Below are 26,783 nucleotides of genomic sequence, written 5' to 3' on the forward strand. Positions count from 1 at the left end.
CGCTTACTACAAACCCTTAAGATATCAACAAACAATAAAAAAAATGACGATTAAAGTTCTATTAGTAGAAGACTCCAAAATCTCCCTAGTTATTCTCAGACGCATCCTCAATGAATTCCCCCAAATTGAGGTGGTTGGAGAAGCGCAAAATGGGTTAGAAGCCTTGAGCCTAATTCCTCAAGTTAAACCCGATGTAATTTGTACCGACTTACACATGCCGCAGATGGATGGCTTAGAATTGACCACTGAGGTCATGAGCCATAATCCTATACCCATTTTAGTCTTAAGTGTGTCGGTACAACAGGAAGATACCCATCATATTTTTGATGTCCTCGAAGCCGGCGCCGTCGATATCTGTCCCAAGCCATTGGCTGGCTTAACCACAGAAAACCAACAGTTTAAACGAGAATTAGTTAATAAAATTAGTGTAATTTCTGGGGTTAGAGTTTTCAAACGAAAACGTAGCTATTCGCTGCAACGCCAAGCCGTTAATCTGAACAATCTGACCACGGCTCCCACCAAATCATACCCGAAGCCTAAAATCATTGCCATTGGCACATCAACGGGTGGACCTCCGGCGTTGCAGGAAATTTTTTCCCAACTTCCTGCCAATTTTTCGGTTCCTATACTTTGCGTGCAACACATTTGTAATGGATTTTTACAGGGCTTAATTGATTGGTTAGAGCCAACCTGTAAATTGCCGATTAGAATTGCCGAATCGGGAAATAGACCGCAACCAGGCATCATTTATTTTCCGCCAGAACAACATCATTTAGAATTAGATAGTCAGGGCAAATTTGTCTGCGAAAATACCGTGCCTTTCGATGGACATTGCCCGTCAATAACGGTAACATTTGAGTCTGTCGCCAACGTTTATGCCAAGAAAACGACCGCCATATTATTAACTGGAATGGGCAGAGACGGCGCCAAAGGAATGTTAACCGTTACCCAAGCTGGAGGGTTGACGATTGCTCAGGATCAAGCCACCTCAATCATCTTCGGAATGCCCAAGGAAGCGATTGAGTTAGGGGGCGCTAGAGAAGTCTTACCTCTGAGGGCGATCGCGCCAATGTTGCTGGAACTTTTACAAAAAGAGTCGATTGTACGATAACCTGATTAGGTAATGAATGTGTCAACACCAAATGAGTTAAGTCCTAAAATAAAACAATCCTTTATCCGCTTAATTGCTCAACATACGGGTTTGGTGATTCGAGAGCGAGATCAAGCCAATTTACAAGACAAAATCTTCGCCAGAATGAAAGCAATTAAACTAACCTTTCCGGAGGATTATTACCTGCTGCTCAATTGTCAAACCAGAGAAGCCGAGCAAGAGTGGAAAAAATTGGTTGTCTTACTCACCAATCTCGAAAGTTACTTTTTTCGGGATAAAGAACAATGTAAATTGCTCAAAACTAAAATATTACCCGAACTGATTCAGCGTCATCAGGTGGACAAAACCCTGCGGCTTTGTAGTGCGGGATGTTCAACCGGAGAGGAACCCTATTCCCTGGCGATTATGCTGAATGAATTAATTCCTGACCTTGAAACCTGGGATTTACGAATTGTTGGCATAGACATTAATCAAGAGGCACTAGACAAAGCCAAACAAGGGATTTATCGGGCTTGGTCATTAAGAAGTATTGATCCAAAGATTAAACAGAACTATTTTAACGGCATTGACAATCACTACCACATCGAACCCAAAATCAAAGCATTGGTGAAATGGCAACAAATAAACTTAGTCAAAGATCCTTTCCCCCAACCTCACTTAGATTTACAGGAGTTTGATTTAATTATTTGTCGAAATGTCTTTATCTACTTTGAATCCGCCGCCATAGCCCAAGTCTTGGATAAGTTTTACCATGGGCTTCAGCCCTTAGGCTATCTGATTACTGGGCATTCTGAACTCTATGGTCAAGTTCTCAAGCAGTTTCAAACCACGGTTTTTCCCGAATCCTTGGTGTATAAACGTCAAACCGAGAGTTTAGTTTATACCCCTGTCGGCGACGTTCCCAGTCCATTGACTTGGGATACCGACGATGATTACACCTTAGCCTTTAATCCGGAAACCATCGAACATGACTTAGAAAAAAACACGATTAAGATGCAGCATGTCGCCTTAAATCTGCTCAAACAGTTACCGCCCAATACTCCCCTGCCAAAATTAGGCAATTTGACGCCATCTGAACTGATCAAACAACTTCAATCCTCCTTAAATAGTATCGAACCCGACTCCCCATGACAGACAACACCTATTTTAGTTTTGGTTTAAATGATCGGCTGTATGGTATCAGTACAGCTTACGTAGAGGAAGTCTTTCCTCTCCCAGAATTAGTCTCCATTCCGGAAGCGCCGCGTGAAATGATTGGCGTGGTCAATTTGCGCGGAGAAATGATACCCGTTATCGATTTTAATCGCAGTTTGGGCTTAGACTCCTCCAACTACCGTTTAACGGATAGTGTGATCGTGTTAAGACGGGAAAAAACCAAAGTTGGGATTATCGTCAATCAGGTTTGTGAAGTCCTAGCAATCGCCCCGGATGAAATTACTACTGAACTTGAGCCGAATCAAACCGTTAGCGAAAACGGCGTTATTGGTGGACTCAGCCGCCATGCAGGTGATATCGTTATTTTAAGTGATCCAGAGAATTGGTTAAGTGCGATAGATAGCCACACGTTTAAATTAGTGGAGAACTATCTCAGCCAAGACAGGAACTTGAGTCAATCGAGTGCAGACATTCCCAGCAAACACGCTGTATTTGCCCCCAATGCGACACCTGAAGAACGAGAGGTTTTCCGAGAACGAGCCAATAATCTCAAGCTTCCCTTCGAGAGTCAAGACTTAACCCGTGTCAAACCGTTAACGATTATTGCCATAAATCAGCAGTTATTGGGGATTGATTTAGGTATCGTGCGGGAGTTTACCGATATCCAACAGGTGACACCGATTCCCTGTTGTCCTCCTCATATTGTGGGAAACATGAATCTGCGCGGGGAAATTGTCACCTTAGTCGATATTCGCCCAGTGTTGAAATTGCCCTTAACCGCGATAACCCGCAGTTCCAAAGCGCTGATTGTGGAGGTGGAGGAGATTTTGGCGGGTGTGATTGTGGATGATGTGCGTGAATCAATGTTTCTGCTGAATCCGCTTCAGATTATCGCCGTGACTCCTGAAACGACAAGCATAAATCATGACTATTTGCAAGGAGAAGCGGTCTATGGGGAAAAAATGATCAGCATTCTGGATCTCGCGAAAATTTTCTTGAGTGGTGGCTTAATCGTTGAGCAAGTGGTTTGATTACTCCAAGAGGAAGTGAAAGCCAAAAGCCGTACTAATATTGTCCAAAGTCGCTCACAAGGGTAGGTTTTTCAGATTGGGGTTCAGGTGAGACAAGGAAGGAAAGTAGACCCTGAGGGGGTGACAAGGGACTTGAGGGTACTACTGGGTGTAGGGTGTAGGGTGTCGGGAAAAATTGAACTTTACTCAGGGAGTAACCAAAAACTCTATTGTTTATTCGTTGGCTCGCCTGGAGAGCGCTCACTCAACGCACGATGGCGGACTGACACAGCTAAAATAGGACTTTGTTTGTAGTGAGAACTTTAGTTCTCGCTCCGCCTAGCTGGAGAGGGTTCGCATCCCTCACTACGTACCCAATCTATTGCACCATTTTAGTTGGGTCACGGCACTACGGCTGGTACACCTTAATTGGTGGATTAAAATTGTAGGGGCGCATGGCGTGCGCCCGGTTTAAACGTCAAATCTATTTCACATTTTTAGTGTCAATCCAGTCGAGTTTGTTAGCTATTCTACCTTGGCTGGTGCGTTACGCTGGCGCTAACGCACCCTACGGTTGGCACACCTTAATTGATGGATTAAAATTGTAGGGGCGCATGGCGTGCGCCCGGTTTAACCCTTTGACTTCGCGGCAATTGAGCCTGTTGAAATTCAGGGTTAAACGTCAAATCTGTTTAACAATTTTAGCGGTGTCAATCCAGTCGAGTGTGTTAGCAATTTTACCTGGGTTGGTGCGTTACGCTGGCGCTAACGCACCCGACGAAGTCGATGAGTTCTGAAAGTTCTCAGTCATGATCTCCAATAGTTACCTGGTTTAATCAAGATGTAGAGTTTAAAATATATTCTCATGGGGAGGACAACCGGAACAGATGCAACTGGCTTAGGATGCTTTATTGCATTGATGTTGCTTGTCGGAGGGTTTATTTACTTTAAACCTTTTAGTCAAAACCCTCCTGTTAAACAAATAGAAGCAAAACACTATGTTGCTGCAATGAGCCGCGCCCAGAAAGATTACTATGTAGATGAACAAAGATTTAGCGATAACATTGTTGATCTAGGTTTGGGTATCAAGACTGAAACGACACACTATCTCTATTCAACTCAGACAACTGACAATACTGCATTTAACTATGGAATATCTCGTCATGAGGCACTGTTTAGTTATGTTAGTGCTGTTTGGGTCAGGAGCGCAACTGAAGTCGGTTCTGATGCTGCATCAGATGAAATAACCACAGTTATTGTTCTCTGTGAAGCTGATACACCGGGTACAATTAAGCCTGCATCGCCAATTTATCAAAATGGTGAACTGGTTTGCGGTGAAGGGACAACGATTTTATTTAGAAATAAAAGCTGATCAAGGATAGTAGCTGATAGGAAAGCCGTTTGAGGATTTGTGCGATCGCATTCCTCACGGTTTTATCTTTATATGAAACTTATGTTATGGTTATAACATCCTAAAAATAAAATGTAATTTTACCTTGGCTGGTGCGTTACGCTTGGCTAACGCACCCTACGGCTGGCACACCTTAATTGATGGATTAAAATTGTAGGGGCGCATGGCGTGCGCCCAATTTATGACGACGTGCGCCCAGTTTAAACGTCAAATCTATTTCACATTTTTAGCGGTGTCAATCCAGTCGAGTGTGTTAGCTATTCTACCTGGCTAGGTGCGTTACGCTGGCGCTAACGCTACGAATCTTAAAATAAAGTCGATGAGAAGTCGATGAGTTCTCAGTCATGATCTCCAATAGTTACCTGGTTTAATCAAGGTGTAGAGTTAAAACCTAATCTCATGGGTAGGAAAACTGGAACAGATGCAAGTAGCGTAGGATGCTTTCAATGAAGTATTTAGATAAGCTGTTCGGTATTTAAACCTTAATGTCAATCATAGCGAAAGCCGTGTAATGCGAGCATTTTGCTCGCTAATAATACCCAATTTATCGCTACTAATACCTAATTTAAATGCATGACAGCTTAAGGGCAATATCACTGACTTTAGAGTTTGTAGTCAGCGCTCGACTCGCTTATGGCACGCTTCGTGCCTACTACGAAATCGGCTTAAGTCAGTGCCATTCAGCTTAAGGGCGCAAGCCTTGCGCCCCTACATTTAGACTGAACTCCCATGACGGATTGAACTATGGTTATTTTGGAAAAAACCTCTACCCAACTGAAACTTCGACATCGCCCCTATTTTATTTGGCAACTCTCTGGATGCTTAGTGTTTAGCGTTCCTTTATTCATTGTTCTCGTCAGCTTAGTCCTACCTTGGATTGTTTATATGTTAGGCTTGTATGCCTTATTCGCATTTAATCTAGTGGCGGGTATTCTATTACTGGTTTGTGCCGGACGTATTTTTATCTATCACTTTGACAAAGAGACAAACAGTCTCTTGATTAAACGCCGGGGATTGTTTAAAACCAAACTCAGCTTATATCCCCTGAGTGATATTTTCCAGGTGCAACTGAAATCCACAAGCTGGAATCAGGATCGGACAAGTAACTATCAAATCGCGATTATTTTGAAATCAGGGAAACATTTGTCTATTAAATCAGACGGGAAACCCCTACAGCAGAAGCTAGAGACAGTCAACCTAATTCGCCAATTCCTGGGTATGCCACCACAGAAACTAGCTGATTAATCTCTATAGCGCTACGCGCCAGGCAATAGGCAATAGGCAATAGGCAATAGTGAAGAAAAAAGCTTAAATTATTCCCAACGACTAACTCCCTTGTGTATGCTAGCAATAGCACAATTATCGAGGAAAGGATCATGAGTGCAGTAACCTCAACCCCGAATCAACCCGCTTTAGCGGAATTACGATCAGGATTACCCAATATTTGCGGGTGGGAAGAAAACATTCGGGAAGTGGTGCAACAAGACGAACCTGTATTTTTACCGACAACCAATCTGCGCCTCGAGGATATTACGTCAGGATTCGCTTGCGCCTTACACATGCACCAACCCACGGTTCCCGCCGGGGCGAATGGTGAATTGATTAGCAATCTCCAATACATGTTTGAACATCCCCAGGAAGGGGATAACCATAATGCCGAACCCTTCGCCGGGTGTTATCGTCGTATGGGTGATTTTATTCCCCAACTGGTGGCTGAGGGGTGCAATCCTCGGATTATGCTGGACTATTCGGGGAATTTGTTGTGGGCATTCCAGCAAATGGGGCGGGAGGATATCCTGAATAATCTTAAGCGGATTACCTGCGATCGCGCTTATCAGCCTTATGTGGAATGGCTAGGAACAATGTGGAGTCATGCGGTTGTTCCCTCTACCCCAATTCCTGATATTAAACTGCATATTCAGGCATGGCAACATCATTTTGCTGCTATGTTTGGTTACGATGCGCTGAAGCGAGTCAAAGGCTTCTCACCCCCAGAGATGCATTTACCCAATCACCCCGATAGTTTGTATGAATACATCAAAGCCCTGAAAGACTGTGGCTATCGCTGGTTGATGGTGCAGGAACATTCTCTGGAAAATCTGGATGGTTCGGGATTGTCGCAGGATCAGAAATATGTCCCCAATCGTTTAGTGGCTCGCAATTCTCAGGGGGAAACAATTTATATCACAATTTTGGTTAAAACACAAGGGTCAGATACCAAATTAGTGGCACAAATGCAGCCCTATTTTGAAGCAAAGGGGCGGGGTAAGCAGTCAATTGGCAATCATTCGATTCCCTCCTTAGTCACCCAAATTGCCGATGGCGAAAATGGGGGCGTGATGATGAACGAATATCCCCGTGATTTGTTTCGCATTTACTATGAAATTCGCGACCAAGGCGGCGGAAAAACGGGTGTTGTGCCGATGAATGGGACGGAGTATTTAGAATTACTAGAAGCAGCAGGTGTTAATCCAGAAGAGTATCCCCCTTGTCAAGCCGTTGGTCAGCATAAGATTTGGCAACGAGTCGATCTGGATAATGTTACACCTGATGCCGTCGCGAATGCGATCGCGGAGTTGACAGCCACGGATGATCAATTCCATGTTGATGGGGCATCATGGACGAATGATTTAAGTTGGGTCAAAGGCTATGAAAATGTCTTAGAACCGATGAATCAACTTAGTGCGGCGTTTCATCTGAAGTATGACCCCTTAGTGCAGCAAGATCCATCAGTGACACAGCGGAGTGATTATCAGCAAGCGTTATTGTATACGTTGTTACTGGAGACCAGTTGTTTTCGCTATTGGGGACAAGGAATGTGGACAGATTACGCCCGTGAACTTTACCAACGCGGTGAAGCGGTTATTAAGGGTTAAGTAGGTGGGGACAATTCAAGTTAACGGTGGGGATTGTCATTTGTCAGGGAACAGGGAACAGGGAACAGGGAACAGGGAACAGGGAACAGGTAAGGTAGAGACGTAGCATGCTACGTCTCTACAACCCCATCTTCCCCATCTCCCAGACGTTCCACCGAAACGTCTCTACGAAGCGAATGTTACCGATAAACCATCCTTGGGAATACTGAGTCCAGATTTGTCTGCGTGCTAAATAGGAGTCCAAGGATGTTAACCGCAACAGGGAATGATGCCCAAAAATCGCCACTGATCCTCGTTGCTGATGACGATCGCTTCACACGAGTGATGCTGCGTCAACTGCTGGAAAAAGAGGGATATCAGGTAATCGAGGCAGAAGATGGAGCAAAATGTTTAGCGGCGTATCAGCAGTACCAGCCAGATATGGTGCTGTTGGATGCGTTGATGCCAGTGATGGATGGCTTTACCTGTTGCCAAAACCTGCAAACCTTGACACAGACTCCCGCCCAAAAGAGCGATCGCGCGTTGCTGGGTATCCCGGTGCTAATGATTACCGGGCTTGAGGATCAAAAGTCAATTGATTCGGCATTTGCTGCTGGCGCGATCGATTATGTAACTAAACCTTTACATGTCCCCGTCTTACTCCAGCGTATTCGCCGTCTCCTCGCCGCAAGTTGGGCAGAAAAGGCACTGCGACGTAGCGAACAACAATATCGATCCGTCGTAGAAAATGTTAAAGAAGTTATTTTTCAAATTGACCCCAATGGTAACTGGGAATTTCTCAGTCCGGCTTGGACAAAGTTGATGGGGTTTACTCTAGAAGAAACCTTAGGAACGCCTTTTCTCGATTATGTTCATCCTCATGATTGCCAACTCCAGCAAGAACTATGGCAATCTATCTTAACCGAGAAAAACCTTGGTTTTCACCGGGAAATCCGATACGTCACCAAAACCGGGGAAACTCGTTGGCTAGAAATTCATGCCCATGGCTCACAGGTTACTAACGGCAAATTTACGGGTCTTTCTGGTATTTTGCAGGATATCACCGAACGGATCTATGCCGCTGCCTTAGAAAAAGAAAAAATCCGCCTAGAAACAGAAATAATTGAACGCCAGCGCAGCGAGGCGATGATTCGCCAAGCCTTAGAGAAAGAGAAAGAACTGGGTGAACTGAAATCTCACATCATTACCACCATTTCCCATGAATTCCGGACTCCCCTAACCACGATTCAATCCTCTAGCGAATTGTTGAAACTTTACGATAAAAAATTAACGGAAGACAAAAAGCTAAAACATTTCCAAAAAATCGGCTGGTGTGTCGATCATATTACCCAACTTCTGAATGATGTGATTCTGATTGGTCAATCGGAAGCCGGACAACTGAAGTTTAATCCTATTCCCCTAGATGTGGCAGATTTATGTCATAACGTGATCGACGAATTCCAATCTAATCTAGATCCGCGATATACTCTCAACCTTTCCGTTGAAAACCCTCCCATTAACGGCATATTCGATGAGGTTATGTTACGGAAATTACTGAATCACTTACTCTCCAATGCTGTCAAATTTTCACCCAAAGGAGGCATGATTACGTTCAAGTTATCCCGTCACTCAGATAATGTAACCGTCCAGATTCAAGATGAAGGAATTGGCATTCCGTCCATAGACCAATCCCGATTATTTGAATCGTTTTACCGAGGGAGTAATATTAGCACCATTGGTGGCACTGGATTAGGACTCGCCATTGTCAAAAAATATGTGGACTTACATGGCGGTCAAATCCAAATTGAGAGTGAAGTCGGCGTCGGCACAACCGTTACTGTCACCCTACCCATCAATCAGTGAAGAGATTGATAAGTAGTCGGACAAAAGAAAACGGTACTGTATTAAGTTTTGTAAATCACCCTCAAACCCTTACTGTTCCCTGTTCCCTGTTCCCTGTTCCCTAATCTCGACCGTTAACTTTAATTGTGTCCACCCACTTATTATGTCCGGTGGAATACTTACACTATCGGTTGAGACAAGGCAGAGGGCAGAGGGCAGAAGGGAAGGAGGAAGGTTGCAAGGTACAAGGGAATAATGACTGTTTAGGCGAACATGATATTACTGTTCCCTGTTCCCTGATCCTTCCTAATCTCAACCGTTATAGCAGTAGACACATCGATTAGGACTTTCGGCATCATTGTAGAGACGTTGCATGCAACGTCTCTACATAAATGATGTGTCCTAATTATGATCGTGCCATCTCATCCAAAGGATTGGGACGAGGATTGAAGGGGCGATTATGGGGGACAACCGTGAAATAAGGATTAAGTAATTCGTCCTCCACCCAACCTGAATAATAATTCAGCTTTGTTGTGGTTTTGGTTAACTCCAATACTTCTAAATCACCCCGCAAGGCGTTCATATTGGCAGGTTTTTCCCCTGTCCATTGATCCTGATCAGATACAATTCCCAAAGATCCACCGCCAAAGAAATTCAGGGCAACTTGATCAAACCCGCGTACAAAGCGATCGCCATGCCAATGCCACTCGTGTCCAACCCAGTATAGAGGCGGTTGCCAGGGGCGAGGTTGCCATGCTGATCCATACCTCTCGGACCAAGAACTCACCCCCTGATCTAAGCTGACGGTAAAGCCATCCTCATATCTGACCTCATACCGTCCTTCTTGGCTTTGGTAGTCCAACGGTGACCACCATAGCACCTCTACCGTATCTCCCCCCTGATCTGGGTCAAGAGTCGCGGCGGGAGTCTCCGCTAATAAACGGCGGTAAATCGGCAATCCCTGACTCGGCAGTTTTGCCATTGCCGCAAATCGCCAACAAGACCAATTTCCGGGATTATTGACCCCTTGCCAACGAACTTGGCAAACCCCATTTCCGGTTCCCACCCAGAGGCGATCGCCTTGTAAGTGGAGTTGATCGGGAATTGCGCCAATTATGGGACTATTGTGGACGGTGTAGGAGGTGATTGTGCCGGATTTTAGAGAAGGAGGAGAAGGACGATAGGCGACTAATCCCATTCCGGGTAGATAGGGATTCCCTTCACCACTCATCTGAGTTCCCAGCCAAAACACCGGATTACTGGGATCACCAGCGATGACGAAATCAGTAATTTGTTGCCCTTGAATTTCGTCTGGTTGAATCACCACTACCTCATTCATGTCGGGATTGTAACCCACCATCGTGGCGATACCACTAAATCCTTCCCCTTGTTCTGAAGCGACTGACCAAAATAGGCGATCGGCATAACTGAGGGCAGAGGTAATTCGCGGGACTCCCAAGGAAAATCCAACTTCAGCCTCCCTCACTTGGTCTAAGGTATAGAGGGGGTGGCGTTGGGGTTCTTCGCTGTTGGGAGGAATCAGTTCAAAAACAACGGTTTCTGGTTCAATTTGTTGGGCTTCGTTGCCAAAAGGATTGGGTTCGAGAATGACGCGATATTGATAGGATTGTCCGTTTAGGTCAATGGTTTGATACGGAGGATTTTGCAAGTTTTCTTGGAATTGTTCCGGATTCTCGGCTGTCTCGGCTTCACTGACTAAGGTTCCCGGTTCTACCGTCCAAGTGCGATCAAATCGGCAGAAAACAATATCATATTGCTGGGTTTGGAATGTAATTGTATCCGCATCGGTAATAATATCGCGAATATGATAGTCAAATTGCTGATACCGTCCCTGATTCTGAGGCGACGCGATCGGTATGGGTTCCGTTTGCCTAGGGCAATTAGCGGGATTGCCGATCGCTTGAGAGGAAAAGTTCACCGGGGCGGTGCAACTCTGGAGTAATCCGATAATTGTAATAATAGGTAAAATAGGTTTCATCGAAAAAGTATCAGAACTATTATTTCTCAAGACGAATTTCTGGGATTAACGTTCCAATTGGTCATTGGTCATTGGTCATTGGTCGTACTCGCTTTCCTTGAGAAGTAAGCTACGTCACCAGACAGGAAATGGGCAACCGGAAAAAATTAACAAATATTGATACAAGCATTGGGCAATAGTCAGGACATGATCAATCTTAGGATTTTCGCCGACCTAAGCGCCAAATTTTACCTCAACAGAGACTTGAAACCATTGCAAGAAAGCCTATTCCCTATTCCCTCTCCTCACCACAAGCCTTATTCAGCAGCCTCTATTTATAATTCCGGAGAAAATTGCCCCACTCCACGGCTAGAGGGATTTCAGTAAACGGCACTTGAATTGTAGATTCTGGCAGGAGAAATTCTAGTGCGATCGCGCGACCTTTTTTGGGTGGATTTTCTAAGGGAACAGGTTGCCCATCGACTACCAACTTAATACTTTGGACATCATTCAGTGAAAAAGTGTCTAACTCCACCGGACCCGAACGAGTTGGTTTGCCCCAGGTCAGATTTTTCTCCTTTTGTCCCAGTACCGCATAAATATCATATTTTGCCCGTTCAAATTGTTCTGCCCATACACGATATGCCTCAACTTTTTGATATTCATTCCAACCTGACCACGCTAGCCAAATAAATACAGCGAGTAAGGGTAACCAGAGTAAACCTCGTTCCATTTTATTTTTGTTCTATATATTTCTAAACTCTGTCATTTAATCGGGGCGGGTTTAGTCGCATTTGGATGAAGCCATAGATGATAATAGTGAAACCCGCCCCTACATTATCGACTAAGCTGTTATGCATTTAAATTAGGTATTAGTAGTGAGCAAGATGCTCACACTACTACGACAAGGATTGCGCCATTATTGACATTCAGGTTTATATGCCGAACAGCTTACTGCACTAATTCTAATTCCTTTAATGCCCTCTCCAACGCCGCTGTTTCAAAATTGAGCGTCAGCGCCCCGTGAAAATTTGGTTTTACGGTAATATCATCTATCGTGTAAACATTGACAAAGCCAAACTGTACGGCTTTAATATCAGTTTTGCGAGGAATGACATCCACATATTTTTTCAGATAATCTTTACTCACATTGACTGCCACATCAATCCGATGATAGTTGCCGACATTGACAAAGCCAAACATCTTGACATCGACTTGCGATTCTTCTTCATTCAACTTCTCTTGTAAGGTAAATGCCCCTGTTTCAATTAATTCCTCCATCTGTTCTATGTCTGCCAAATTTTTCTTGTAGACTGCCAATAACTGCGCGATTGTAGCGTCATCCTGATTCTCAAGCACGAGATCGAGATTCACGCCCAACTTTTCTTCCTTGACTGTTGCCTTAAGGAACGCGATCGCGTGATTCTTAAGTTCTGTTTGGTCTTGAGGATCACCTTGAACTGCTCGATGTTTTTGGTTCCCGTTATCCAGTAAATTGAATTTGACAAAAAGCTCGTCAATTCCCAAAATTTGCTTTTGAATCCCCAACACCAGCATGGAGCGGAGGTTATACCGTAATTCTCCAATCGGATCAACTAACCACCAAATTTTGCGAATGTGCGAAAATCTGGGTAAATGGTTGCCGCGATGCCAGCGATATTTTAATTTCTGATCAGGCAGGTAGCGATCCAAAACTGCCATCTGCCAGTAGGGGATTTGAATCAATAGTTTGCCCGATTCAAAGGTTAATTGATAGCGCAGATGGGATTCGACTTGAATCTCAACCTCATAAAGATGAAATAGACTGGTGCGCTGACCCAGTACCCCAATATGAAAATCTCGGAGAAAATAGACAACGGCATCAATTTGTTGTAAAATCTGTTTTTTGATGGGGGTAAGCGGCAAATCCTTACCGAGTTTCAAGGAAATTTGGTAAGCTCTCTCCAGAGGGCGTACCTGGCTAGGAGGAATCTGCCTCCGGTTCAATGAATCACTAACTGTCGGATTTTGATGCCGTAAAGCCTCGGTCGTATAGTTGGTAAACTCTTCGAGGAAAGCCGTATAAGCTGGATTTTGGGGTGGGAGTGCTTTTGCCATAATTGAAATAGATTAAAAAGTATTATAAATCAGTATTACCTGATTTCAGTTTAGCGTAAACCAGGATTATTAGAGGTAAGTCAAACGGCAAAATATACACAATTCTTATTGATCTCTGTCCCGATTGCATCGCTTAAGAGCGAGGATTTTGTTGTCCTGTTCACATTAAATCAAGCTGTGTCTACTTGGAAATCTATGGAAAAGCCAGAGCATTTCCCGACCAATTTAGTCAAGGTTAACGCTGATCAGGTTCAGGCGATGAACACTCACGCCGAAACCACGTATCCAGAAGAATGCTGTGGTTTGTTATTAGGTCAAATTAAGGGAGAGGTAAAAACGCTGGTTGAAGTCATCCCCACAGAAAACGCTTGGGATACTCAGGCGGCTGAAGCATTTCAAGGGGTAAACGGGTCACAGCGTCAATCCGGGACAAAACGCAATCAGTTTAGCATTGCCCCAGAGGTGATGTTGCAGGTGCAGAAGCAGGCACGCGATCGCGAATTAGATATCATTGGGATCTATCACTCTCATCCTGACCATCCCGCCATTCCCTCAGAATTTGATCGGGCGATCGCATGGCAGCGTTATTCGTATATTATAATTTCCGTTCAACAGGGTATAGCTTCTGACCTGAGAAGCTGGACTCTCGATCATCATCACCAGTTTCAGCCGGAAGAGATTCTCACGGAAGCGATACTGTAGAGACGTGCCATGGCGCGTCTGGGAGATGAGGGAAATGAGGCAGTTAACTCAAAACTTGGTCGGGGCGGGTTTAGTCGCATCTAGGTGAACAATAAACGATAATAGTCAAACCCGCCCCTACACGAACTTCAAGACGTAGTATGCTAGGTCTGGAATAATTCCCCAATCCCTAATCCCCAATCGCTGATCGCTAATCATACCAAATTGCCATGTTAAATCCCAATCTGGAAGAAATCCAGCTAACCAAAGAAGAATACGAACGATATTCTCGACACCTAATTCTGCCAGACGTTGGACTAGAGGGACAAAAACGCCTGAAAGCAGCCAGTGTTCTCTGTATCGGTACCGGGGGACTCGGTTCACCCCTCTTACTGTACTTAGCCGCCGCCGGAATCGGACGTATCGGGATCGTGGATTTCGATATCGTTGATAGTTCCAACCTACAACGTCAAGTGATTCACGGAACCTCCTGGGTAGGGAAACCGAAAATTCAATCAGCAAAAACCCGAATTCTAGAAATTAATCCCTCTTGTCAGGTTGATCTCTATGAAACCCGGCTGACATCAGAGAATGCGCTGGATATCGTGAAACCTTATGATGTGGTTGTCGATGGAACGGATAACTTTCCCACCCGTTACCTCGTCAATGACGCCTGTGTGATCCTGGGTAAACCTAATGTCTACGGTTCCATCTTGCGGTTTGAAGGACAAGCCAGCGTCTTTAACTACGAAGATGGACCCAATTACCGCGACTTGTTCCCCGAACCCCCACCCCCCGGAATGGTTCCCTCCTGTGCTGAAGGTGGCGTTTTAGGTATTTTGCCTGGAATTATTGGACTCATCCAAGCCACGGAAACCGTTAAAATTATCCTCGGTAAGGGAACAACGCTGAGTGGACGGTTATTACTGTACAACGCCCTGGATATGACATTCCGGGAACTGAAACTGCGACCTAATCCAGTACGCCCGGTTATCGAAAAATTAGTAGACTACGAACAATTCTGTGGTATTCCCCAAGCCAAAGAACAGGAGGCGCAACGGTTAATGGCAATTCAAGAAATGACTGTTCAAGAACTCAAGCAATTGTTGGATAGTGACACCAAGGATTTTGTCCTCGTTGATGTCCGCAATCCCAATGAATACGAGATTGCTAAAATTCCCGGTGCTGTTTTAGTCCCATTACCGGATATTGAACAGGGTTCAGGTGTCGAAAAAGTTAAGCAACTCCTCAATGGTCATCGCTTAATTGCCCATTGTAAAATGGGAGGACGTTCGGCTAAAGCCTTGGGCATTCTCAAAGAATCCGGCATTGAAGGGATTAATATCAAAGGCGGAATTACCGCTTGGAGTCGGGAAATTGACCCGTCCGTACCGGAGTATTAAACATTCGTGTCAACTTAAGCTTAATTGCACTGAAAATTTGCATTAGGGAATCGCCGAAATATTTGATATACCGTAGGGTGGGCATTGCCCACCACATTGCCCACCAGCATACCAGTCATTGACATTCGGCTTAAGTTGACACCCATAGGCAGTAGGGAACCATAGACCCCAATGAACTGGCGAAACATGGGGGACAGGGGATTGGGTGCAATAGTCGGAAAAGCTTGAATTTCTTAGGACAGAATGAGTTTAGTCGAATTATTGGTATTTTCCCAAAGTTAAGTTGTTTGTCATTTAAAGGTTATTGTCAATCCCAGCACAATTATTGTAGTACGAGCATCTTGCTCGCTACTAATACGATTAATTTATTTAGGGCTTGCTGCATAAAGTCCAAGCTTTTATATTTATCTCTTTACCAATGACGAATGACAAATGACAAATAACGACTATTCATGCTGAAAAAAAATAAACTGGTTCTACGGGTAACATTAGCCCTAATTGTTATCCTGATGGGCGGAAGTGTCATCGCCTATTCTCTGTTCGTACAACATAATCTCTGGTTAGCAAAAGCACCAGCCGGGACAAAACTGGTTCCTCAAGACACCCTAATTACAGCAATAGTGTCTACAGAGAGCGGCAAATGGCGGCAATTGCAGCGATATGGCACACCCAATACTCTAGCGGCGTTTGTCAGACAACTCGCCCAGCTTGAGGAAAGCCTGCTAACCGAGAATGGCTACGATTACGAGGATGATATCCAGCCGTGGTTAGGGGAAACGGTGATGATTGCCTATCAGGGAGATAGTACATCTGCTCCAGAAACGGAATCCGAGCAAACATTTCCGGTTACGCTACCGTTTATCAAACTCCCCGATTTAATTATCTTACCGATTGATAATCCTGCCCACGCTAAAGAAATTTTAGCGAAAACCAAAACTCAAAAAGTAACTCAGTTTGGCGAGAGAACCTATCGCGGCGTTCAGATTCGCGAAACTCAAAAGCCGAATCGCCAAAACTATTCAGTTACGGTTTTGGAACGGTTTGTCGTGGTGACATCAAATCCCCAAACTATGGAGGAGGTGATTGATACTTATAAAGGAATAACCTCTGTAGCATCTACACCCGGATATATTGAGGCTTTAGCGACAATTGACACCACCCAGGCGTTTGCTCAAGTGTACTTAAACCTACCCACGTTCACCGCCACCGCCGCCGCCAACTCGGCGCGATCGCTCTCACCGGAACAGTTAGCCGAAAGGCAACCCCTGCAAGGGTTGGTGACGAGTATTTCCTTGGAGTCGGATGGGATACGGTTTCGGGGGATGTCTTGGCTGAAACCGAATAGCCAAAACGCTGATCCAATTGAAAATACCAGTAGCCGTTTACCCAGACGCCTCCCTGCCAATACCCGCTTCATGGTGAGTGGTAGTAATTTTGCTCAATTGTGGCAGAGTTACGCCCAAAACGCCTCCGCTAATCCCCTGATCCCCATTCCCCCAGCGAATCTGAGTGCCGGGATACAGACAACCCTGGGTGTAGATGTACAGGAGGATTTATTACCCTGGATGGCAGGAGAATGGGTAATCGCCCTGATTCCCGCGACGGAGGAGTTGCTCACACCCCCAGAAAACCAGCCGCCGCCCATGCTAGGCGCAGGTATAACTGTAATGATTCTATCGAGCGATCGCGCGGCGACAGAACAAGCCTTCCAGCAGCTTGATCAAGTGATGGAAACTCGTTATCAGTTAACAGTGGAAAAAACCCAACTCAACAGTCAACCCGTCGTGCGGTGGACATCCCCCCTAGGAGGCATTACCGCCACCCACGGCTGGTTAGAAGGAAATATCGCCTTTCTCACCTTCGGCGCACCCATTGCTAATGCCATTGTCCCTCAACCCCAAGCCCCCTTGACTCAAACGCCCTTGTTTCAGCAAATTGTCCCGACACAACCCCGCCCCCACAATGGTCAAGTTTACATTGAGGTGGAGCGTCTCTTAAATCGAGATAATTTAAATCTGCCTCAACTCCCCTCTCAACTGGATGAGATGATGCAGGCAATCCGGGCGATCGGTTTAACGACAGCCGGGGAAGATCAGCGAAATACACGTTTTGACCTATTTGTCAAGCTAGAAACAATGCTACCGTCCAATCCAGTTCCAGTTCCTTCTTCTCCGATACCCTCTCCTTGATTTGGGGGAGATGGGGGAGATGGGGGAGATGGGAAAATTGCGTAGGGGCGGGTTTCACGACTATCGTTGGAAATGGTGCGTTACGCTACCCTACCCTACCCTTCGGGAACGCTTCGCGAACGGGAACGCTGCGCGAACGGGAACGCACGATGGCGGACTGACACAGCTCAAATTGTGGGATAGATTTGACGGTTAAACCGGGCGCAAGCCTTGCGCCCCTACAATTCTAATCCACCAATTAAGGTGTGCCACGCCACTACACCCGCCCCGACTAAATGACGAAGGACCAATGACGAAGGACAAAGAACCAATGACTAATAATCCAAAAAATCGTTATCATTATCTTTTTTGCCTCTCGTTAAGGGCAGCAATCCCGATAGGATAATAGAAACGCGGCAATTCATGTCGAAACGATTAAGTCGAGAAGCGCATTTATGGATCTAGTTTCACTCCAAAACAGCTTAGATAATATTTCATTTGCAGTTCTCCTAGTTACCATGCTGCTGTATTGGGTTGGTGCAGCCTTTAAGACCATTCCCTATCTGCCCACCTTGGGCGGAACGGGTATGATCATCGCTAACCTGTGTATTGCAGCCTTACTCGGTGCCCGTTGGCTGAGTGCTGGGTATTTTCCCCTAAGCAATCTCTATGAATCCCTATTTTTCTTAGCCTGGGGCATCACCGCGATGCATCTGGTAGCCGAGAAAATGAGCGCGAGTCGTTGGGTGGGCGTGGTTACCTCCCCTGTCGCCATGGGAATTACCGCCTTTGCCGCCCTGTCACTACCATCTGATATGCAAAAGGCGGAACCGTTAGTTCCAGCGCTGAAATCCAACTGGTTGATGATGCACGTCAGCGTGATGATGCTCAGTTACGCCACATTAATGGTGGGATCACTATTAGCGATCGCCTTTTTAGTCGTGACTCGCGGTCAAAATGTTGAACTGCGTGGGAGTTCCGTGGGTACAGGTGGCTTCCGCCGTAAACAAGACTCCACGGGGACGGCATCCTATCAACTTAAACGGAATCAGGATAACCTTCAGCCCCAGGGAGGCGATAGTGGGGCAATGGCAATGAGTTGGCAAGACAGGTCAGGTTCGACAAGTACAGCCGTTCTGAATCCTGTCTCCTCTACCCCATCCTCAGCACCTGAGTTGGCTAGCGTTCCCACCCTTTCTCCCCAACGCCTCAACTTAGCGGATACATTAGATAATATTAGCTATCGAATTATCGGGCTAGGATTTCCATTGCTGACAATTGGCATTATTGCTGGTGCAGTTTGGGCAAATGAGGCATGGGGGTCCTATTGGAGTTGGGACCCAAAAGAAACCTGGGCATTAATTACCTGGCTCGTCTTTGCCGCTTACCTTCATGCTCGCATTACCCGAGGGTGGCAAGGACGCCGACCGGCAATTTTAGCGGCAACAGGATTTGTTGTAGTCTGGATTTGTTATCTTGGGGTGAATCTATTGGGTAAAGGATTGCATTCCTACGGCTGGTTCTTCTAGGACTTCCAGGACTGATCAACGCGACGACCAAATCGCTTACTCCTAGTGATCCAGGTGATCCAGGGAATGACCCAATTTGTACATCATGATTAAGCACAAAAGTAGAACGTTAATCGGGGAAAATGGGCGTAGATAATCAGTTTGAGCCACTCGCTAGTGGTGAAGTCTTATCCGTTGACGAATCAGCGCAAATCTTAATTGGGCATCGTACCTTTCGAGTAAGCGAATTGGCGGACGCGATCAAAACGCAGCTTGAGCATGGATTGAGTGAATGGACTCAAGATAAAAATGCCTGGTTTAGTGAGGAGGGTATCTCCTGTGAAGTCTTACGATTTAGTTCCGGTGGCTGGCAAAAAGGCAAGGTGAGAATCAATCTGGAATTTTGTCCTCAGGTGGCTGAGGAGGAGACACCAGTAGCACTCGTCAGTGGAGACGCTGAGACTGAGGATGAGTTGGCTGAGGAAGAGTCCTCAATCAGCATGGATGAGGACTTTGATGTAGAACAGCCGTCGATGAGTCTAGATGAGGCGGATCATGAGTATGAATTATCTGCTGAGGATCAACAGCAAGACAGCCTCGGTGACTTCATGGATGAGGAAACAAGCTTTCCCATGGAGGGGCTAGAAGAAGAGGAGCCACCTGTTAGCTTTGAAAGCGACTTCGATCAACTCTCTACTGAGGAGGAGGAAGAGCCATCCGTCAGCTTTGAGAGCGACTTTGAGGAAATGTCTCCCGCTGAGGAGGAAGAACCACTTGTCAGCTTTGAGAGTGATTTCGATGAAATGCCTGCTGAGGAGGAAGAGTCACCTGTCAGCTTTGGTGATGACTTCGATGAAATTGCTGAGGAGGAAGAGACATCAGCGAGCTTTGATGATGAATTTGATGAACTCTCCAGCAGCATCGAAGAAGAGTTGGAGATGGAAGAGGAAAGCACCAGCAACGACGAGGAGTTGCTAGATTTGGGATCGATTTCCACAGAAAGTGAGGAGGAACTCGATTTTAATGAAACCTCTGCTAGTGATGAAGATGAGTTTGATTTAGGTGATTTTTCCTCCTTAGAGGAAGAGGAAGAGGAGGACAATGAGACAGATTCCCTTCTCGATGATGTTTGGCAAGAAATGAGTCAAGAAGGTTGGCAAAGTAATCAGTAACGTTCAGTAGGTTGGTGGAAAACCGAAGAACATCAGTTGCTCCCCATAGGGAACAGGGAACAGGGAACAGGGAACAGTAAAGAATGTTCTAACCTGCCAAGGTAGCTGCTATTCAGTAACCAGCTTCTTGCCTTGCAGCCTTCTGTGATCAGAATGTCTAAACGTTCAGATTGGACGCTACTTCACGCCCGTCTTCATCAGACGCTACGGCAAAGGCAGCTATTAGCGCCAAGTCGTCCTGTTTTGGTAGCGGTATCGGGGGGACAAGATTCCCTCTGTTTAATGAAACTGCTGTTAGATTTGCAGCCAAAGTGGAAATGGCAATTAGCGATCGCCCATTGTGATCACTGTTGGCCCGCTGATCAAGGGTTGGCGGATCACATTCAACAACTGGCTCAGAGTTGGGCGATTCCTTTTTATCTGGAAGTCGCGACGGATGTGACTCAGAGTGAGGGAGCCGCGCGACAATGGCGGTATCAAGCACTGGGGAAGATTGCTCAAACCTATCAATTTCAATATGTAGTCACCGCTCACACCCAGAGCGATCGCGCGGAAACGGTTTTGTATAATCTAATTCGAGGTACAGGAGTGGATGGTCTCCAATCCCTGACTTGGCAACGTCCTCTGGTCGATGGGGTACAGCTTGTGCGCCCGTTGCTGGATGTCAGCCGTGGAGAAACGGGGGAGTTTGTGGAGCAACAACACCTCCCGGTTTGGCTGGATGCCTATAATCAAGATCTCCGCTATGCTCGCAATCGCATTCGTCAAGAGGTACTACCCTATCTCAAAACTCACTTTAATCCGAGGGTGGAAACCGCTCTCGGTCATACAGCAGAACTGTTACGGGCTGATGTGGAATATTTAGAGACAGCGGCGCGATCGCTCCGAGAACAAGCCATGGGTTCTACGAGTGAACATGAACCCGATACGGCACTCAAAATCAATCGCGTAGTCTTGCGACAAGCTGATCTCGCCCTACAACGTCGTGCGATTCGGCAGTTTTTAGCGATCGTCCAACCAACGGCTGCCAATTTTGAGCAAATTGAAGCGATTACCGCTTTAATTCACGCACCCAATCGCTCTCGCACCTCATCCTTTCCCGGAGGAGCCAGCGCTCAAGTTGAAGGGGACTGGATTATTTGGCGAAATAGTCAAGGGGACTAAGCAGTCACGCTTTCCCCACACCCCACACCCCACACCCCACACCCTACCCCCTACACCCTCAGCTCTAAGAAGCCGCCAGTTCAGGTGATTCAACCATACCATCAACCGTCTGCCGCATCTCGGAAATTGCCTGGAGTTGATAGTCGCCTACTTCCTGAATTTGATTCAGGGCTTCTGCGATCGCGTCAAGGATCTGGCGAATTTGATTCAGAGCCTCTTGCTTGGGCGCTAAGAGTTCTTGATACAGATTCACTTGACTCCACAGTTCAGCGACTTCCATTTTCATCGAGTGCCAGTTTTCTTCCAAGTTTTGTAACTCAGAGCGTTTGGCTTCTTGCTCACTTTCTTGCTCAGTCAGCATTTCCTCGGCTTGGCTAATGCTTTGGTGCATTTGCTCAACTTGGTTTTCCAGTTTTTCCAGTTCGCCTTCTTGCTGTTGCCGCTGTTCCTCAAGCTGGTTTAAGACCGGACCGAGGTCAATTTTATGGGTATCGGCGCTACTCCCTTCACTAATTCCCTGGCGACGGCGTAAGACTCGATTATGCTGATTGAAAATCTCTTCCCTCTCCCGCAGGTTGCGGCGTTGACCGACGAGGGTTTCATCCAACATTTGGTAGCGGTCTTGCTCGTCAGCTAGCTCACTTTCCAAACTAATGCGATCGTACTCACTCGCATTATTAATTTTGTCTTGCAGTTCTTCAACCGCTTGGCGCTGGAATGTGAGTTCCTCTTCCTGGTCGTTGACAAAGCGCACCACTCTCTCCAAATCTTGCTGTAAATTTTGCACAATTTCCTGGAGTTCACCCAGGGGCATATTTTCCAGCGCTTGAATGTCAACCTCTTGACTAATTTTGACATCGGCTGAACTGGTCGCTAAACGAGCTAGTTCTTGATGTAACTCTTGGTGAGTTTGAAGTTGCAGGCTGAGTAGATGTACGGATTCCTGCTTCATCTCCAAGGCATTCCGCTGCACCTTCAATTCCGCTTGTGCTTCTTCAAAGGAGGTTGTCACCTGCTCTAACTCTTGCTGACGCTGGTGAATCTCCTCCGCTTGTTCGTCAATTTCGCTTTGCCGTTGCTCTGCTTGTTGGCGATGATTGTCTAGTTTTTGCCAGTCACTATCCAGTTCTGACTGCTGTTGGTCAATGATTTCATACGCCTGATTCAACTGTTCCCGCACCGTATCTGTGGGAGCGACAGCCGTCGAGAGGCGATCGAGCAACTCCTGCATCGCCGCGACATCGTCCTCACTTAAACCCGAGGTTTGTTGCAGCTGTTCTTTTTGCTCATCCCAACGCCGCTGTTCACCACGCAGATGTTCCCAAGCGCCTTCTAGTTCCTGTTGTTTGCGATCAAACTCTTCTCTGAGGCGTTCAGTTTCCTCTTTCGTACTTTCCAGGTCTTGACGCTGCTGATCAATTTGTTCAGCCTCTTCCTCCATCGCTTGCATCTGTTCTAGCCGCGCTTCCATTTCCATCTCGCGGCGGTTGAGTTCTTGACTTTGATAGGTCAAGGACTGCTTCCACTGTTCAATTTCTTCTTCTTGGCTTTTCGCCTTGTCCAACAGACGCGAAAAGTTTTGTAAGATACTTGCCAGTCTCGTCCCGGCTGGCTCAACGTCCCCTTGAATCCGATTGTTACTGACATTGACAATTGCCAAAGCCCCATCGCTCATGCCACCGGCTTCGTCTCCTGGGATGATTTCCTCACCTGGGACAGCGCTCCAACTCTGATCATTCCGCTGACAAGCCAGCAGTTTGAGTTCGGTCTTACTGCCGCCAAAAGGGCCAGTTTTCTGCTTTTTGACTTCTGCTAGATACAGCACACTGATCGTCCTCTTTACTTGTCTTGTGCCCAATTTTTGACTAAGCCAACCTGAACTAAAATCTTAGTTGATTGGGTTGCTGGTCACACTGCTCCTGATTTTCCAGAGAGCTAACTCTGAATTTATAGACCGAGCAGCTTTGTCTACAATGCTAGCTTTTGGGAAGCGGCAGAGGTAGCTGTGTCTGGGACTATCATCCTGCCTCTAAGCTACCCCTGGATAGTCCTGACGGATGGAGGAATGCTACATCTGTCCAACTTGATCCTCTCTTCATGTTTATTTAACGAGGCCATTCTCGATGTATGACGTTGGATATATTACAATTAGTGATAAATTTCTATGAGAAATTATAAGTCCTGGGCTGGCACAGATACCAGCTTTTTCCTCGATCCTACTCCATTGGCTATAAAATTTGAGCTTCAAGCCATTGTCTTGTCCCTGTATCTTAGCCCACTCAGCTAGTTGATCGAGACGAGCGATCGCCAGACTGCCGTCCAATCAGCCTGAGCCGGAGGTGTTACAGTAAGTCGAATCCTAAATTATACTGAAGACATGGAGGTTTTGATGGACTCTTGTTCAAGGAAAACACGATAATTTTCAATGGATCGATTGAGCAACGTTAATTTGAAGTCTAAATTGCTCTGTTGAAATACATCCGTCTGCTATTTATGTAAGAGGGCGAATCCCTCCCCATACATAAATGACAGGGGTTTCCATTCGCCCTCTTACCAACTCTAATTTTCGATGATATCTTAACATGGTCAGTCAGTGGTGGTGGTACAGCATCAAGTTGGGGTTGAGGTTAAGATGGCAGGCAACTTGGTAATCCAACAGACCATGCTTCGCCTCAGCATTGAACGCAAGGTTTTAGGAGTACATTTTCCTTAAAATGCAGGGAACGTTAAATGAAATTGATATCCGCAGTATCCTGCAACTGATCGAATTGGGTCAGCGCACAGGAGAACTTTTAGTTGAGGCGCAAAGCGTCCACGCCAATAGCCCCGGTAGTGATGTTGCTTATAAATTTACACCGGGACGCTCCCACTTAGAGACCTCACCCCGTCGCCCTGGACCGTTTTGGTTTGTTTTCTTTCTCAATGGACAAATTGCTTACGCGGCAAACAGTGATCACAGTTTGTCACGACTGCGGGATTACCTGCGTCGCTATCGAGCTGAAGCGGCTTTAGATGACATCGAAGAACCCTCGATTGCTTCGACCAATGCTCCCGAATACGGCTATCTTTGGGCGTTACTAGAAAACCACATTATCACTCCGGCTCAAGGGCGCAACATTCTCCAAAATATGGTACATGAAACCCTCTTTGACCTGCTGAGCCTCCACAATGGGTACTTTGTCTTCGAGGTCGGTCCAGCCTTAGCCCCCCAACTCACCACCTTAGAAATTGCCCCCCTAGTGACCAAGATTATGAAGCAAGTCCAGGAGTGGAAGCAATTTCATCCCCATATCCAATCCCCCAATCAATGCCCACTGATTACGGATGAAACTAAATTAAAGGCAGCCCTACCCGAGAATGCATTTAGAACCCTACAGCGGTGGGCAAATGGCAAGAATTCTCTGCGCCAAATGGCTCGCTATCTCAATCGGGATATCCTGACGGTCACCCGAGCCATTTATCCCTATATCCAACGGGGTTGGATTCAAGTGCTGACTTCAGCACCGCAAGAAACCCTAGCTGTTCGACAACCTTGGGAATCCACCCGTTCAGATCATGCCCCATCTGTGGTTTGTATTGATGATGACAAAGCAGTGGGCAAAACCGTCGAGTATATGCTGCAAGCCCAAGGATATGAAGTCACAGCAATTCAAAATCCCCTTAAAGCTCTCAGCTTACTCTTCCAAATCAAACCCGCTCTGATTCTCTGTGACGTAGTGATGCCCCAACTCGATGGATATGAACTGTGTGGCATGTTACGACAATCGACGACATTTCGACAAACTCCAATCATCATGCTGACGGGCAAAGATGGCTTTATTGACCGTGTGAGAGCTCGCATGGTAGGCTCAACGGACTATTTGACTAAACCATTTGGAGCCAGTGAGCTGTTGATGTTGTTGGAGAAATACGTCGGTCCGGGAGATCCAGAAAAAATGAGTTTCGACAGTTCCCGTCAAACGCCAGAGGAGGAGGTCAAGGCAACTGATATTACTAAATCAGCATCAGCTTAACCACAGCGAACCTGATACAACACGCACAACGGTAATTCTTCCGCTACAATCACCTCATAGACTCATACAGCGAGACACCCTGCTCCATTTAGCAGTTCAGCCTGTCACAATAGAGGGGGGAGCCGTTCAGGATGAAGCTACCATAAAGGATACATTAATCATTACTCTATCTATGTTTAAAGGTATAGCTCAAGGGTATAACTCAGTTCACGTTCAAAATTCGTGCGCTTATTGGCAAGTCAGGTAGGGGGTTATGAGTACAGTTTTGGTTGTAGAAGACAGTTTGGCACAACGACAGATGATCTCAGACCTCCTCAAAGGCAGTGGGTTGAAGGTCTCTGTGGCAAGTGATGGAGTGGAAGCCTTAGAACATATTCTGCAGTCTTGTCCTGATGTAGTGGTATTGGATATTGTTATGCCTCGGATGAATGGCTACGAGGTCTGTCGTCGTTTAAAGGCTGATCCCAAAACCCAAGATGTACCCGTGGTCATGTGTTCTTCAAAAGGCGAAGAATTTGACCGATATTGGGGCATGAAGCAAGGGGCAGATGCCTACATCGCTAAGCCCTTTCAGCCCACCGAGTTGATTGGCACAGTCAAACAGCTACTCAGGTCATAAATATAGTTAAGACGCTAGCTGCGAATGGTTGGAAATCCGGATTTTTTAACAGATACTGGTCAAGATCAAGCCCCAGAATTGCAAGAACTCGAAAGTCCTGAGGGTGAATTACACTTGCGATTTTACGTCCCGTCTGGTATTGAATTTGCTTTACCTGCAACTGGGATCAAAGAAGTGCTTGAACCCTCTCCCAATCAGATTACCCCGATCCCTAATGCTTCTCCCTTATTATTAGGGACGATCAACATGCGAGGTCGGGTTATTTGGGTGGGTGACCTAGGTCAATTTCTGGGAGATGCGATACCCGTCAATACAGACCGCTCAGAAATTCCCGTCATTGCCATCGAAGACCAAGATACAATGCTCGGTTTAGCGGTGGAGCGAATTGTGGATATGGATTGGTTAGATGTGGAGCAATTGCAAATGGCAATGAATGTTCCGGATACGATGGCACCTTTTTTAAAAGGAGAATGGTTATTAGATCCAGAATCCAATCAATTCTTACGACTTCTCGATCAGGTGGCAATTCTACGAGCAGCACGGTGGGCAGCATGAATGAACAGTAAAAGTCAGGAAAAAGAGAGCAACCTTTTGCT

The 26,783-nt window shown here is 46.1% G+C and carries 21 protein-coding genes; 17 read left to right on the top strand and 4 right to left on the bottom strand.

Annotated elements, in window-relative coordinates; genetic code table 11:
• Positions 1 to 43 precede the first annotated feature (43 nt).
• From cheB to RIE73_RS13280, 8 genes are all read left to right on the top strand, one after another.
• Positions 44 to 1,111 carry a chemotaxis-specific protein-glutamate methyltransferase CheB gene (gene cheB / locus RIE73_RS13245; RefSeq protein WP_446401616.1) on the top strand — a complete coding sequence of 356 codons (1,068 nt, stop codon included), beginning with the start codon at positions 44 to 46 and terminating at the stop codon, positions 1,109 to 1,111.
• Between the two features lie 18 nt (positions 1,112 to 1,129).
• Positions 1,130 to 2,242, top strand: a complete 1,113-nt coding sequence (locus RIE73_RS13250; protein ID WP_446401617.1) for a CheR family methyltransferase — start codon at positions 1,130 to 1,132, stop codon at positions 2,240 to 2,242.
• Positions 2,239 to 3,297 (top strand): chemotaxis protein CheW, encoded by a 1,059-nt coding sequence (locus RIE73_RS13255; protein WP_446401618.1) that lies wholly within the window; start codon positions 2,239 to 2,241, stop codon positions 3,295 to 3,297. The genes RIE73_RS13250 and RIE73_RS13255 overlap by 4 nt, the downstream gene beginning before the upstream one ends.
• A gap of 844 nt (positions 3,298 to 4,141) precedes the next feature.
• Entirely contained in the window at positions 4,142 to 4,648 is a 507-nt protein-coding gene (locus RIE73_RS13260; protein WP_446401619.1) for a type IV pilin-like G/H family protein, read from the top strand.
• A gap of 783 nt (positions 4,649 to 5,431) precedes the next feature.
• The gene (locus RIE73_RS13265; protein WP_446401620.1) at positions 5,432 to 5,932 is read left to right on the top strand and encodes a hypothetical protein; all 501 of its coding nucleotides are present in this window, start codon (positions 5,432 to 5,434) and stop codon (positions 5,930 to 5,932) included.
• A gap of 131 nt (positions 5,933 to 6,063) precedes the next feature.
• The gene (locus RIE73_RS13270; RefSeq protein ID WP_446401621.1) at positions 6,064 to 7,563 is read left to right on the top strand and encodes a glycosyl hydrolase family 57; all 1,500 of its coding nucleotides are present in this window, start codon (positions 6,064 to 6,066) and stop codon (positions 7,561 to 7,563) included.
• Between the two features lie 246 nt (positions 7,564 to 7,809).
• Complete coding sequence (locus RIE73_RS13275) at positions 7,810 to 9,405, top strand: hybrid sensor histidine kinase/response regulator (RefSeq protein ID WP_446401622.1); 1,596 nt, start codon at positions 7,810 to 7,812, stop codon at positions 9,403 to 9,405.
• 125 nt (positions 9,406 to 9,530) lie between these two features.
• Positions 9,531 to 9,728 (top strand): hypothetical protein, encoded by a 198-nt coding sequence (locus RIE73_RS13280; RefSeq protein ID WP_446401623.1) that lies wholly within the window; start codon positions 9,531 to 9,533, stop codon positions 9,726 to 9,728.
• Positions 9,729 to 9,790: 62 nt separating this feature from the next.
• Here RIE73_RS13280 and RIE73_RS13285 read toward each other — a convergent pair whose 3' ends face one another.
• The 3 genes from RIE73_RS13285 to RIE73_RS13295 form a co-directional block, all read right to left on the bottom strand.
• On the bottom strand, positions 9,791 to 11,383 hold the full coding sequence (locus tag RIE73_RS13285; RefSeq protein WP_446401624.1) for a hypothetical protein: 1,593 nt from the start codon (positions 11,381 to 11,383) through the stop codon (positions 9,791 to 9,793).
• 310 nt (positions 11,384 to 11,693) lie between these two features.
• Positions 11,694 to 12,095, bottom strand: coding sequence for a hypothetical protein (locus tag RIE73_RS13290; protein WP_446401625.1), 402 nt, complete (start codon positions 12,093 to 12,095; stop codon positions 11,694 to 11,696).
• A 218-nt stretch (positions 12,096 to 12,313) separates the two neighbouring features.
• Entirely contained in the window at positions 12,314 to 13,459 is a 1,146-nt protein-coding gene (locus RIE73_RS13295) for a hypothetical protein (protein WP_446401626.1), read from the bottom strand.
• A gap of 195 nt (positions 13,460 to 13,654) precedes the next feature.
• On the opposite strand from RIE73_RS13295, the gene RIE73_RS13300 reads away from it, so the two are divergent.
• From RIE73_RS13300 to tilS, 6 genes are all read left to right on the top strand, one after another.
• Positions 13,655 to 14,161, top strand: a complete 507-nt coding sequence (locus RIE73_RS13300) for a Mov34/MPN/PAD-1 family protein (protein ID WP_446401627.1) — start codon at positions 13,655 to 13,657, stop codon at positions 14,159 to 14,161.
• Positions 14,162 to 14,370: 209 nt separating this feature from the next.
• Positions 14,371 to 15,543, top strand: coding sequence for a molybdopterin-synthase adenylyltransferase MoeB (gene moeB, locus RIE73_RS13305; protein ID WP_446401628.1), 1,173 nt, complete (start codon positions 14,371 to 14,373; stop codon positions 15,541 to 15,543).
• Between the two features lie 452 nt (positions 15,544 to 15,995).
• Positions 15,996 to 17,732, top strand: a complete 1,737-nt coding sequence (locus tag RIE73_RS13310; RefSeq protein WP_446401629.1) for a DUF3352 domain-containing protein — start codon at positions 15,996 to 15,998, stop codon at positions 17,730 to 17,732.
• Between the two features lie 434 nt (positions 17,733 to 18,166).
• A complete protein-coding gene (ccsB, locus tag RIE73_RS13315) occupies positions 18,167 to 19,240 on the top strand; it encodes a c-type cytochrome biogenesis protein CcsB (protein ID WP_446401630.1) in 1,074 nt (357 codons plus the stop codon).
• Between the two features lie 122 nt (positions 19,241 to 19,362).
• Positions 19,363 to 20,391 (top strand): KGK domain-containing protein, encoded by a 1,029-nt coding sequence (locus RIE73_RS13320; protein WP_446401631.1) that lies wholly within the window; start codon positions 19,363 to 19,365, stop codon positions 20,389 to 20,391.
• 153 nt (positions 20,392 to 20,544) lie between these two features.
• A complete protein-coding gene (gene tilS / locus RIE73_RS13325; protein ID WP_446401632.1) occupies positions 20,545 to 21,555 on the top strand; it encodes a tRNA lysidine(34) synthetase TilS in 1,011 nt (336 codons plus the stop codon).
• Between the two features lie 64 nt (positions 21,556 to 21,619).
• On the opposite strand, the gene hmpF is transcribed toward tilS, so the two are convergent.
• The gene (hmpF, locus tag RIE73_RS13330; RefSeq protein ID WP_446401633.1) at positions 21,620 to 23,380 is read right to left on the bottom strand and encodes a pilus motility taxis protein HmpF; all 1,761 of its coding nucleotides are present in this window, start codon (positions 23,378 to 23,380) and stop codon (positions 21,620 to 21,622) included.
• Positions 23,381 to 24,269: 889 nt separating this feature from the next.
• Here hmpF and RIE73_RS13335 point away from each other — a divergent pair.
• The 3 genes from RIE73_RS13335 to RIE73_RS13345 all read left to right on the top strand — a co-directional run bounded on the left by RIE73_RS13335 (position 24,270) and on the right by RIE73_RS13345 (position 26,742).
• Positions 24,270 to 25,568, top strand: a complete 1,299-nt coding sequence (locus RIE73_RS13335; protein WP_446401634.1) for a response regulator — start codon at positions 24,270 to 24,272, stop codon at positions 25,566 to 25,568.
• Positions 25,569 to 25,821: 253 nt separating this feature from the next.
• Positions 25,822 to 26,187, top strand: coding sequence for a response regulator transcription factor (locus tag RIE73_RS13340; RefSeq protein ID WP_446401635.1), 366 nt, complete (start codon positions 25,822 to 25,824; stop codon positions 26,185 to 26,187).
• A 24-nt stretch (positions 26,188 to 26,211) separates the two neighbouring features.
• Entirely contained in the window at positions 26,212 to 26,742 is a 531-nt protein-coding gene (locus tag RIE73_RS13345; RefSeq protein ID WP_446386871.1) for a chemotaxis protein CheW, read from the top strand.
• Positions 26,743 to 26,783: the final 41 nt, after the last annotated feature.

The sequence above is a fragment of the Coleofasciculus sp. C1-SOL-03 genome, from assembly GCF_040220555.1.
Classification (GTDB): domain Bacteria; phylum Cyanobacteriota; class Cyanobacteriia; order Cyanobacteriales; family Coleofasciculaceae; genus Coleofasciculus.

What these genes read in the sequence shown, in the direction of transcription:
- cheB (WP_446401616.1), top strand. Translation starts at nt 44, where the DNA reads ATGACGATTAAAGTTCTATTAGTAGAAGACTCCAAAATCTCCCTAGTT.
- RIE73_RS13255 (WP_446401618.1), top strand. Translation starts at nt 2,239, where the DNA reads ATGACAGACAACACCTATTTTAGTTTTGGTTTAAATGATCGGCTGTAT.
- RIE73_RS13260 (WP_446401619.1), top strand. Translation starts at nt 4,142, where the DNA reads ATGGGGAGGACAACCGGAACAGATGCAACTGGCTTAGGATGCTTTATT.
- RIE73_RS13265 (WP_446401620.1), top strand. Translation starts at nt 5,432, where the DNA reads ATGGTTATTTTGGAAAAAACCTCTACCCAACTGAAACTTCGACATCGC.
- RIE73_RS13270 (WP_446401621.1), top strand. Translation starts at nt 6,064, where the DNA reads ATGAGTGCAGTAACCTCAACCCCGAATCAACCCGCTTTAGCGGAATTA.
- RIE73_RS13275 (WP_446401622.1), top strand. Translation starts at nt 7,810, where the DNA reads ATGTTAACCGCAACAGGGAATGATGCCCAAAAATCGCCACTGATCCTC.
- RIE73_RS13285 (WP_446401624.1), bottom strand. Translation starts at nt 11,383, where the DNA reads ATGAAACCTATTTTACCTATTATTACAATTATCGGATTACTCCAGAGT.
- RIE73_RS13290 (WP_446401625.1), bottom strand. Translation starts at nt 12,095, where the DNA reads ATGGAACGAGGTTTACTCTGGTTACCCTTACTCGCTGTATTTATTTGG.
- RIE73_RS13295 (WP_446401626.1), bottom strand. Translation starts at nt 13,459, where the DNA reads ATGGCAAAAGCACTCCCACCCCAAAATCCAGCTTATACGGCTTTCCTC.
- RIE73_RS13300 (WP_446401627.1), top strand. Translation starts at nt 13,655, where the DNA reads ATGGAAAAGCCAGAGCATTTCCCGACCAATTTAGTCAAGGTTAACGCT.
- moeB (WP_446401628.1), top strand. Translation starts at nt 14,371, where the DNA reads ATGTTAAATCCCAATCTGGAAGAAATCCAGCTAACCAAAGAAGAATAC.
- RIE73_RS13310 (WP_446401629.1), top strand. Translation starts at nt 15,996, where the DNA reads ATGCTGAAAAAAAATAAACTGGTTCTACGGGTAACATTAGCCCTAATT.
- ccsB (WP_446401630.1), top strand. Translation starts at nt 18,167, where the DNA reads ATGGATCTAGTTTCACTCCAAAACAGCTTAGATAATATTTCATTTGCA.
- RIE73_RS13320 (WP_446401631.1), top strand. Translation starts at nt 19,363, where the DNA reads ATGGGCGTAGATAATCAGTTTGAGCCACTCGCTAGTGGTGAAGTCTTA.
- tilS (WP_446401632.1), top strand. Translation starts at nt 20,545, where the DNA reads ATGTCTAAACGTTCAGATTGGACGCTACTTCACGCCCGTCTTCATCAG.
- RIE73_RS13335 (WP_446401634.1), top strand. Translation starts at nt 24,270, where the DNA reads ATGCAGGGAACGTTAAATGAAATTGATATCCGCAGTATCCTGCAACTG.
- RIE73_RS13340 (WP_446401635.1), top strand. Translation starts at nt 25,822, where the DNA reads ATGAGTACAGTTTTGGTTGTAGAAGACAGTTTGGCACAACGACAGATG.
- RIE73_RS13345 (WP_446386871.1), top strand. Translation starts at nt 26,212, where the DNA reads ATGGTTGGAAATCCGGATTTTTTAACAGATACTGGTCAAGATCAAGCC.